Below are 10,235 nucleotides of genomic sequence, written 5' to 3' on the forward strand. Positions count from 1 at the left end.
GTGTAATAGAATTCGTTTAATTTGATGATGTTATGTCAGAACGAAAGCTAACAAGATAATTTCTATCGGTATAGCCAACACACTCGATGGACCCCATATCAGGATAAAACGCTACAGTATAACCGCTGCCATACAGAGCATGGCGGTCACGAACACGGGTACCGCCAGGGTGATGACATAGTCACGTACGCGTAAACGTAAATTGTTCGCCATAATGATCAATGCATAACAATGAACGCCAGTCTTTATTTACAAAGACGCGCACCGACAAATAACTCACTGGTAACATAGCGTACTATTTCGCATCGCTGGCCCCGGACGCGATCAAACAAATAACCAGGTAAGCCTGTGGTCTGCACGGCAGGCATATCCGGTAAGCGAACAGTAACTCCCCGAGGCCAAAGAGTGCCCAACAGAGACAAAATGTCCTCAGGCGTATCCGTATTCAACATGGGAAAAATAGGGTAATGCCAGAGCAGGCAGAAACTGAGAAACAATCCTGCAGGTGCTCTTAAAAGACAACTGTAAGTTTCTGACTCTTCAGACTGCTTAATCACATCATCATGCTCCGCCAGCACCGGCTTTTCAATAAACAGCGCGCGATACGGTTCCAGTTCTTTAATCCGTGCTTTCACTATCAACCACTATCAGCACGCTGGTGCAATCGTGGAAATCAAGACCAGACTCAATCTGATTGCCAAAAGCTTCACGAATAGCCCCAGTTCTTTACAACCATTCAGTTTGAGGGTATCGAAGCCGATTTCGTGCAGGGTTTTAATACCGTCGATAGCATTTGCCGGACGATCGCCGCCAACCCTACGATAATTTTATGTGCTGTCCATCACTTCTATCAACATCATTTTCTGTCCTTTGTACTACGACCATTTCCTGTTATTTGAATCAATTCAATATCGCTAGGATAAGATAATTCATAACCGTAAAGTAACCGACGCCAGACAAGAGTTGATAACTTAGATGTTATCTGACGCAGAAGAAAAGAGAGAATTTTTGACTTTTATCAAAGACCCATTTGAACTCTTGTTTTCATGTTTTTGCATAATTGAATTTATTAAATATATTTCTCGTCAAATAACATGTTAAACGTGAGGTATATCTCCATGCTTATCATTAAAACATTAACAAACATTATGATTTAATGATTAAAACTAATGGCAATATAAGTCAATTTAATCGCCGCATTTGTTGACAATTGCCAACATCATTTTATAACCTGATATTAAATCCAGCCGGTACATTTTTTCTAATTACTTATGAATAAGCAGGAGGATGAGGATGTCTACGAAATTATGGGGCGGACGTTTTGATATGCCAACAAATAAACTCGTTGAACAATATAATGCAACTATCACGCTGGAGCAGCGCCTATGCCCCTTTGATATTCAAGGAAGCATAGTTCATGCCACGATGTTAGGACGTCAGGGAATAATCACACAGGATGAAGCCAATACAATTATTAGAGGTTTGAGACAAGTAAGTAAAGAAATTGAAGACGGCCAATTCATTTTCGATACTGTAGATGAAGATATTCATATGGCCATTGAAAGACGGATGACTGAAATTATTGGCCCTGTTGGTGGTAAACTCCACACGGGGCGAAGTCGTAATGATCAAACCACTGTTGATTCTAAAATGCATATGCGAGCAATTATCCGTGAAATTCAAGAGGATATTACCAACCTGCAAAAAATAATAATTAACAAAGCAGAAAACAATATTAATGTCATCATGCCAGGCTATACTCATTTGCAAACAGGTCAGCCCATTCTTTTATCTCACTGGATTATGGCATATTACTGGATGTTGCGTCGTGACTGGAATAGGTTTGAAGATCTGTATCAACGGATGGGAGAATGCCCTTTGGGGGCAGCGGCTCTCGCCGGTACGACATTCCCTATTGATCGTAATTTTACGGCTCGTGAACTTGGTTTTGATAAGCCAACTGAGAATAGTATTGATTCTGTCAGTGACCGCGACCATATGGTCGAATTCACCGCGGCAGCAGCGATGTGTTTTATGCATCTAACTCGCCTTTCAGAGGAACTGATTTTATTCTCTAGCCAAGACTTTAAATTTATTGAACTTTCTGATGACTTCTGTACAGGATCCAGCATCATGCCGCAGAAAAAGAACCCTGATGTGGCGGAAAAAATGCGTGGTAAAGGTGGGAGAATGTATGGAAATCTGATGGCCATGCTGACTATTATGAAAGGCATACCGCTAGCGTATAATACAGACATGAGCGAGGATAAAGAGCAGGTCTATGACTCAATGGATACTCTACAGGCCAGCTTAAGAATAATGGCACCTATGATCGAAAAAATGGTTATCCTTGCCGAAAATACGCGTGCAGCAGCCGCTCGAGGATTCTCGAATGCAACAGATATGGCCGATTATCTGGTCCGTAAAGGTATTCCTTTCAGAGAAGCTCACCATATTGTTGGTAGTGCAGTAAATTACTGTATTAAACATAAAAAAATGTTAGAAGAGCTTACTATGGAAGAATTCTCCACATTTGATAATAAAATAGAAAAAGATATTTATGAAAGTATTTCTCTGGAGGCTTGCATTAAGGCCAGGATGTCTTATGGTGGAACCGGACCTGATGCTGTCAAAAAACAAATAGAGATTGCAAAATCACTTTTAAAATAGTTAAGAATTATAATGTTTAAGATTCCCCGGATATTATATCCGGGAATATCTTTGAGGTTGAAAAATGGACGCTCTATTTTTTATACAACTATTTATTGTTCTGGCCTGTATTGGAATCGGCGGAAAATACGGCGGAATGGGGCTTGGTGCTGGAGGTGGGTTAGGGGTTGCAATATTGGTTTTGGGCTTTGGACTGAAACCCTCCTCTCCCTCCATTACTGCTATGTTAATTATTATTTGTGTTATTAGTGCTGTCAGTATATTACAAGCTGTTGGAGGATTAGATTATTTAGTCAGGGTCGCAGAACGGATACTCCGTAAGAAACCACAGGCGATAACCTTTGTAGCGCCAATATTAACTTCAGTATTTACACTATTTTGTGGGACGACTTATGTCGCTTTCTCCTTATACCCTGTTATTGCTGAAGTCGCCGCTGAAGCAAAAGTACGTCCAGAACGTGCATTATCTGCAACGGTCATTGCAGCCAGTGTGGCAGTGGCTGCCAGCCCTATGAGTGCAGCAACTGCCGGGATGCTGGCTATACTTCATGAGTATGCAGGGATCACGTTAGGGCAAATATTATCTATTGCCCTTCCTTCGTTTTTTATGGCTGCAATTGTTACCAGCTTTTCAGTCTACAAGCGTGGTAAAGAACTGGAAGATGATCCTGAATTTCAAAGGCGTGTTGCAGCAGGTGAGTATGAGTTCATGCACACCGAACAGAAAAAAGAATATGTCGCTGCACCAGGTGCAAGAAAAGGGGTTGCTATTTTTGCCATAGGAGTCGTGCTGGTCCTTATTCTCGGATCTTTTACTGAGCTTCTTCCGTCGTGGGATGGAAAAAGATTATCAACCCCAATGGTCATCCAGATGATTATGTTGACTGCAGCTTTATTGATCATGATTGTGGGGAAAGTTCCAAGCAATAAATTTAACAGTGGCTCTGTGTTCCGTGCTGGTTTGATGGGGGTTGTGGCAATACTTGGTGTTTCGTGGATGACTGCAACATTTTTTGATGCTTATCAGGCAGAGCTGATCAATGTTTTTGGCAATCTTGTAAATGATGCGCCTTTGCTGTTTGGCTTTATCGTATTCTTGTTTTCTCTGGTGATCATGAGCCCGGCTGCGACAGTAGCTGCGATTATGCCATTAGGAGTCACCCTGGGTATTCCTGCACCTTATCTTATTGCAATTTTTGCCTGTACTTGTGGTGATTTTATTATACCCGGAGCGAATCAGATTGGTTGTGTGGCGTTTGACAGAACTGGTACTACCAGAATTGGGCGCTTTGTTATCAACCATAGCTATATACGTCCTGGGTTCGTCATGGTCATTTCCCAGGTTGTTTTTGCCTACTTAATTGCGCAGGTTATTCTGTAACATTAAGGAATAAATGAAGAGGATAACACTGTGGCATGACGAATTAGCCCCCTTCAGCGTTTTTGAGGAAGGGGGATTAAGAAAATATTACACAGCTGTAAGAATACTTCTCTGATTACACTAATATAGTGGAAAAAAGGAAGCAGAAGATAGTTGAAGCCAGAACGGTAATCAGACCGGGTAACATATAACTGTGATTTACTACATACTTGCCAACTCTGGTTGTTCCTGTTCTGTCAAACGCCACGCAAGCAATTTGTGCACCACCAGGAATAATGAATGATCCGCACGTTACCGGAAGCAAAGCTATGAGCGTCTCAGTCGAATATCCCATTAATACGCCAGCAGGAAATAATGCCACAGCAGTTGCTGCGGGACTGTAAATCACAGCAGAAAGAACAAACACAATCACACCGAATATAACTGGGTTATGAAAATCATTGAAAGTGTTATTAAATAAATCTTGCCATGCTTCAAAGAAAGAACTCATCATCCATGAAAGACCAAATATGGCAACAACTCCAACCAGACCGGCCTTAAAAACGGATCCTGAGTCAAGTTTCGATGGAGAAATCCGACATACCATCATAATGATACATGCTGTAGTCAACATGATGATTTGCAATGCTGTTGGAATACTCATCCGTTCTACACCGGCACTGGTATTCCATACCGGACGTAATTCTGGAACAGAGCCTAAAACAACAACCAAAATGATCCCAGAAATAAAAATCATCAGGGCTTTCTTCGCTGTTTTAGATATAATACTGATTGTACGTTCCCCAGTTTTTACTGACTCAAATTCACCTTCTGCAACTCTGCGTTGAAACTCTGGGTCCGTTTCAAGATCATGGCCCCGTTTATAAACAAACAAACAACCAACAAGACACCCCAAAATAGTTCCCGGTACAGTAATCAATAAAATATCTAAAGCAGAAACATGTAATCCGGAAAAGACCGCAATCGTTCCTGTAACGACCGCACTTACTGGGCTCGCTATAAGACCAAAGTTGGCGGCAATGACTGACATTGACATGGCGCGTTCTGGCCTCACTCTTGCATCAGCTGCGATTTCAGCAATAACAGGATAAATGGAAAAAGCGACATAACCAGTTCCACATATTGCCGTAAAAAGATAAGCAACTGCTGGCCCAAGAAACGTGATTGCACCAGGCCTCTTTTGCAGTATTTTTTCAGCTATTGTCACGAAAAGATCAAGACCTCCCGCTGCCTGCAGGATAGCAATACATGTGATAACAGCAAGAATAATGGAAATGACAGTGATAGGCGGGGAATCAGGCGGGACTCCAAAACCAAAAGTCAGAATTGCGAGCCCTAATCCCCCCGCCGCCCCTAAGCCGATTCCACCAAAGCGCCCACCTATCCCAATGCATGTAAGTACTATTGCAAACTGAATTACGAATAACATCATAACCAATCCCTTTCGTCAACAAATAGCTTAATATCATGCACATAATGTGCGAATAAACATGATAAATAAATTTGTTATGATAGTATATAAAGAAATATAATTTAATATATTATTTATAGTTATGAATAGATAGGAGCTGTAATCAGAGTATATTATGGATAAAAGAAAAGAACTATTTGAATCTATTAAAGATTATTTGCTTGATGAAGCTAATCGTAAAGCCGATGGCCGTATAGAAACAGAAACGGAACTTGCAACTCGTTTTAACACCTCCCGATATAAAGTCCGTCAGGCACTTAGTACTCTCGTCCAAATGGGAATGCTTGAACGAGCCCCTCGCAGAGGAAGTCTGTTAAAAAACGTTGGCCAGAGTAGTATTAACGACCAATTGTTGATGCAGTTTGATCTATCTGGGTTTGATATCTCGGAATTTACAGAGGCCAGAATTTTAGTTGAGTGCGCGATCATTCCACTGGCAACACGCCGAATTTTCCCAGCGATGCTCTCCAAACTTGAAAATGAATTGAGATTGATTGAGGAAAATGCAGACAATCCACAAATAGCAGATCAACATGATCGGGATTTTCACCTGCTCTTGCTTCAGGCCAGTGGTAATCGTGTTCTGCAGGTTTTCTCTGATGTGTTAATCGCTTATTTTGAGAAAACAAGAGAGTCGTTACCGGATAATGATTGTCAATACTTCCTTGATACTGCTTCAAAACAGAGAGAGATATTGTCGTATATCAAAAAAGGCGATGCCCAAATGGCTTCAGAGTTAATGCGAGTTCATTTACTGGAAAAGAAAATATAGCATTAAATCTTTCAAAAACTAAAACTCAACCGGAAAACTTATCTGGTGTGAGTGCTATGTGATATCACTGTCAAGTTATTAGCTGTGTTTATCCTAATAAGGTATCTTTGATATATAAGCGAGCTTTATTGGTAAAGAGAGCGCTATCATAGCAGACTATGTTAAGTTAGAGCAGGGATGCGTAAGTCTGAGTGCCACGTCTTCTGTACGTATCGACGCCTTATACGATCTGGAAAATATTATCAGGCATAAACATAAAGGAGAACTTGCCTGAGTAGTTGCCTTTTGAGAAATTTATCTTCACTGGATGGGAGTTACCTGCCAACATGTGTTCCCGTCCAAGGACAGAACCAACAGTTGGGTGTTGATTACCTGGTGACGCGGAACCAACAGAAGTTGTAATTATGCAGGTCTGAGGAGATCAGTATCAGAGATATCCGAATGAACTGTGATAATGGTTTGACAAAAACGGATAACAATACAACAGAACACGTTCTTAGTAATCTCAGCCATGGAAATAAAAATTAGATGTATCTCCAATCAGTGAGTTGCGTGGAAATTACAAGGTTCTGCTGTACGATCTGAGTGGGTTAACTTGATATTTTGTACTCGTCACAGAAAATATACAGAGATATACACTCTGGTGTAATCACTGTTGTAGGTTGATCAGGTGTCACTCTTTTTACTATAATGTTTAGTATAAGCAATGTTTTTTCAAAAAACGTTCTTAGAAGTAGAGTTACTAACTCCAAAGTTAATGACACAGAACCAATGATAAAAAAAACTAATCCATTTCCCTCTTAAAATTTTTAACAAAAATAATTTCACATTTTATTTTAACGGGGAAATATTAAATAGTATATCTAACCCAGGGAAAGTTAATTAAATTCCATAAGTAACAATAGGGTTGATTTTTAAATCACTATATAGAATATTTATATAGATTTAGGTATTACGTTGGCAAGCTAGGTTGGAAAAATGAACAATGTATTAATTGTTGATGACGATATATTAGTAGCTGATGTGATTCGTCGCATTGTAGAACAAACCCCGGCATTTAAATGCTGTGGCATAGCGTTATCACTTGGTCAGGCGAAAGAAATTATATCTGTAAATAAAAAACTGGCTGACTTGATTTTGCTTGATCTTTATATCAATAAAGATAACGGACTTGATTTACTCCCTTTTCTTCATAGCATTCATTGCAAAAGTGATGTTATTGTAATTTCTGCTGCTGATGACTCTGCGACAATTAAAGATTCATTACATTATGGTGTTTCTGATTATCTGATAAAGCCATTTCATATCTCACGTTTGGTTGATTCGCTTACACGATGGAAACATAAAAAGACTCTTCTTGAGAGTCAGAAGATATTCAATCAATCAGAACTGGATTTATTAACTCACAAAATAATTCCGAACACAGAAAAAATAAGACATTTACCCAAAGGACTGTCAACAGATACATTGCGAATTATTTGTAGGTGGATTGATGAGCATCAACATAAAAAATTCACACTCAATGAACTGGCCAGTGGTATTAAGATATCCAGAATCTCATGCAGAAAATATATCATCTGGCTGGTAAGTTGCCATATATTGGCATTTGATTTTTCCTGTGGTGTCACTGGTCGCCCTGCTTATCGTTACTGGATAAGACATCAATATTACCCATATATTAAAAAATATAGTGAAAAACCGTAAGCCTTTTAATCATTTATCTACCATAATTATGACATCTACTTAATCACAATAAACTCATCGTGCGATAATTTCTGGAGAGTGTGTTCCGGATATTAAGAGGATAAACGTATGGTCAGGGAATAGTTATGTGCGGTAAATATGGAAGATTTCAGATTTTTTGACATTTACACTGATGCATGGCACTCCCCCATTGTTCAGAAAGAGTATATTCTCCCGGATGCTTCGTTACCAATCCTGCCCGTTTTTTCCGCAATTTTATCGTGAATGAATTTGTCCTGGAACAACATTGGTCTACCAGTGAACAGAGGATATTATTTCTCTGGATTCAACTGTGAATTCGCTCATCTATCTGCCAAGTAATACTCCACGGTTTTTGATAAGCACATTTTATGAATGTTACTCATCATCACGATGAGCATCAGGATATCATTAACAAGCCCCTCCCGATAAATCCGGAATTAACCACATTTCATGGGTACAAGAAAACCATTATGTATTGAAATGGTCCCCATTATTCATGTCTGTCACTTTATTCATTAAACTGCCTAAAACCAATACTATAAAAGCCCCGGCACGTTACCGGGGCGAGGTTATTAGTACTGATTGAATATCTGCTGGATCTGCTGCGGATCTTTGGTTTGCGTCAGAGCCAGTTGCAGCAGAACACGTGCTTTTTGCGGGTTCAACGTGCCAGAGGCGACGAAGCCATATTTCGCATCATCCACTTCGGCATCCTGAGTGGTTGCTCCCGTCGGTACGCGGGAAGAACGCACTACCGCAGTGCCGTTTTTCGCGGCGGTCGCCAGGGTGTCAAACACGGATTTATACAGGTTACCGTTACCCACACCAGCGCTAACGATGCCATCATAGCCCGCATCTACCAGTGCTTTAGCCGGAAGATCGGATGCGTTAGCGTAGTTATAAACAATGCCGACTTTCGGCAGTTCATTCAGCTTAGAGACATCGAACGGCGTATCACTGGTGTGCTTACGTGCCGGGGTGCGCTGGTAGTCAATCTTACCGTTGTGAATGTAACCCAGAGGGCCGTAGTTAACAGACTTGAAGGTCGCTACGTTGGTGGTGTTGGTTTTAGTGACGTCACGGCCATCCAGAACAGTGTCGTTCATTACTACCAGTACGCCACGATTAGCGGAGGCTTTATCAGCTGCGGTAACTACCGCGTTATACAGATTGAAGGGACCGTCTGCGCTCATGGACGTGGACGGGCGCATTGCACCGACCATCACCACCGGTTTGTCACATTTCACCGTCAGGTCAAGGAAGTAAGCGGTTTCTTCCATCGTGTCGGTACCGTGGGTAATGACGAAGCCGTCGGTTTTATCGCAGTCGGTGTTAATTTTTTTCGCCAGTGTCAGCCAGACATTATCGTTCATGTCCTGGGAGCCGATATTCACTACCTGCTCGCCTTTAACGTTCGCAATGTCCTTCAGTTGCGGCACCGCATTAACCAGATTTTCTACGCCAACTTTACCCGCTGTGTAGTTAGATTTGGTTGCGGAGTCACCACCACCGGCAATGGTCCCGCCGGTTGCTAAAATGGTGATATTGGGTAATGCCAGTGCTGCACCACTAAAACCCATAACCAGTGCGGCAAGTGCCGTTCTTTTATAGAAATTCATATCTACCTCCTGGACTGTGAAATATATTTACCATGTATTTTTCTATAGAACAGTTAATGCCTTATAAATTTGCTTAATAATGATATGTTTTAATAAATTCATTCTCTTTAACTTGTCATTAACTCATCCAGAATAAGATGATAAACTGTTATATTTCAGGATATAATATCCCTCCTTGACAGGTGGGCGAACAACATTAACTATCGATAAAAAAACACCGCATTCCGTGATAACATCATTCATCAAAAATATTCTTATCGATGTAGAAAACATCAATGTAAATAGAATGTTTAATTACCTCCCATTCAGAATAGCAATGAGCGTCCATCATGTTTTTTGATTAGAATCGTATAATAAATGTTGCACTAAAATATTTATAACTGGATTTGCCCCTATATTTCCAGACACCTGTTATCACTTAACCCATTACTGGCCTGCTGCCGCAGATATTCCCGTGGCGAGCGATAACCCAGTGCACTATGCGGATGCCATTCGTTATAATGCTCGAACGCCTCTGCAAGGTTCTTTGCTGCCGTTAACCCGTCTGGTTTAGGCATGATACTGATGTAGTCACGCTTTATCGTTTTCACGAAGCTC

Annotated in this window: 7 protein-coding genes and 3 pseudogenes; 4 read left to right on the forward strand and 6 right to left on the reverse strand. The window is 40.8% G+C overall.

Translation table 11 applies throughout. The features are described 5' to 3' along the window. Positions 1-30 precede the first annotated feature (30 nt). The 3 pseudogenes from ACJHWR_RS02385 to ACJHWR_RS02395 form a co-directional block, all read right to left on the reverse strand. Positions 31-201, reverse strand: a pseudogene (locus tag ACJHWR_RS02385) (serine hydrolase); the annotation flags it as partial. A gap of 4 nt (positions 202-205) precedes the next feature. Then, a pseudogene (locus ACJHWR_RS02390) lies at positions 206-455 on the reverse strand (hypothetical protein); the annotation flags it as partial. Between the two features lie 111 nt (positions 456-566). Next, positions 567-824, reverse strand: a pseudogene (locus tag ACJHWR_RS02395) (D-galactonate dehydratase); the annotation flags it as partial. 469 nt (positions 825-1,293) lie between these two features. On the opposite strand from ACJHWR_RS02395, the gene argH reads away from it, so the two are divergent. Both argH and ACJHWR_RS02405 read left to right on the forward strand, forming a co-directional pair. Continuing rightward, positions 1,294-2,670: an argininosuccinate lyase gene (gene argH / locus ACJHWR_RS02400; protein ID WP_000105004.1), complete on the forward strand. Its 1,377-nt coding sequence runs from the start codon at positions 1,294-1,296 to the stop codon at positions 2,668-2,670. A 64-nt stretch (positions 2,671-2,734) separates the two neighbouring features. Further along, the gene (locus tag ACJHWR_RS02405) at positions 2,735-4,051 is read left to right on the forward strand and encodes an anaerobic C4-dicarboxylate transporter family protein (protein WP_000339325.1); all 1,317 of its coding nucleotides are present in this window, start codon (positions 2,735-2,737) and stop codon (positions 4,049-4,051) included. A 115-nt stretch (positions 4,052-4,166) separates the two neighbouring features. Here the strand turns inward: ACJHWR_RS02405 and ACJHWR_RS02410 are convergent, their stop codons facing one another. Next, complete coding sequence (locus tag ACJHWR_RS02410) at positions 4,167-5,483, reverse strand: anaerobic C4-dicarboxylate transporter family protein (RefSeq protein WP_000979091.1); 1,317 nt, start codon at positions 5,481-5,483, stop codon at positions 4,167-4,169. Positions 5,484-5,637: 154 nt separating this feature from the next. On the opposite strand from ACJHWR_RS02410, the gene ACJHWR_RS02415 reads away from it, so the two are divergent. Both ACJHWR_RS02415 and dcuR read left to right on the forward strand, forming a co-directional pair. Beyond that, complete coding sequence (locus tag ACJHWR_RS02415; protein WP_000361270.1) at positions 5,638-6,294, forward strand: FadR/GntR family transcriptional regulator; 657 nt, start codon at positions 5,638-5,640, stop codon at positions 6,292-6,294. Between the two features lie 978 nt (positions 6,295-7,272). Continuing rightward, positions 7,273-7,998, forward strand: coding sequence for a two-component system response regulator DcuR (gene dcuR, locus ACJHWR_RS02420; RefSeq protein WP_001067029.1), 726 nt, complete (start codon positions 7,273-7,275; stop codon positions 7,996-7,998). Between the two features lie 593 nt (positions 7,999-8,591). Here the strand turns inward: dcuR and ansB are convergent. Beyond that, positions 8,592-9,638, reverse strand: coding sequence for an L-asparaginase 2 (ansB, locus tag ACJHWR_RS02425; protein ID WP_001012364.1), 1,047 nt, complete (start codon positions 9,636-9,638; stop codon positions 8,592-8,594). A gap of 392 nt (positions 9,639-10,030) precedes the next feature. Next, on the reverse strand, positions 10,031-10,235 hold a 205-nt coding region (locus ACJHWR_RS02430; RefSeq protein ID WP_016244222.1), incomplete at its 5' end, for an IS3 family transposase.

The organism is Escherichia sp. WS568 (genome assembly GCF_046486085.1).
Lineage (GTDB): Bacteria > Pseudomonadota > Gammaproteobacteria > Enterobacterales > Enterobacteriaceae > Escherichia > Escherichia coli.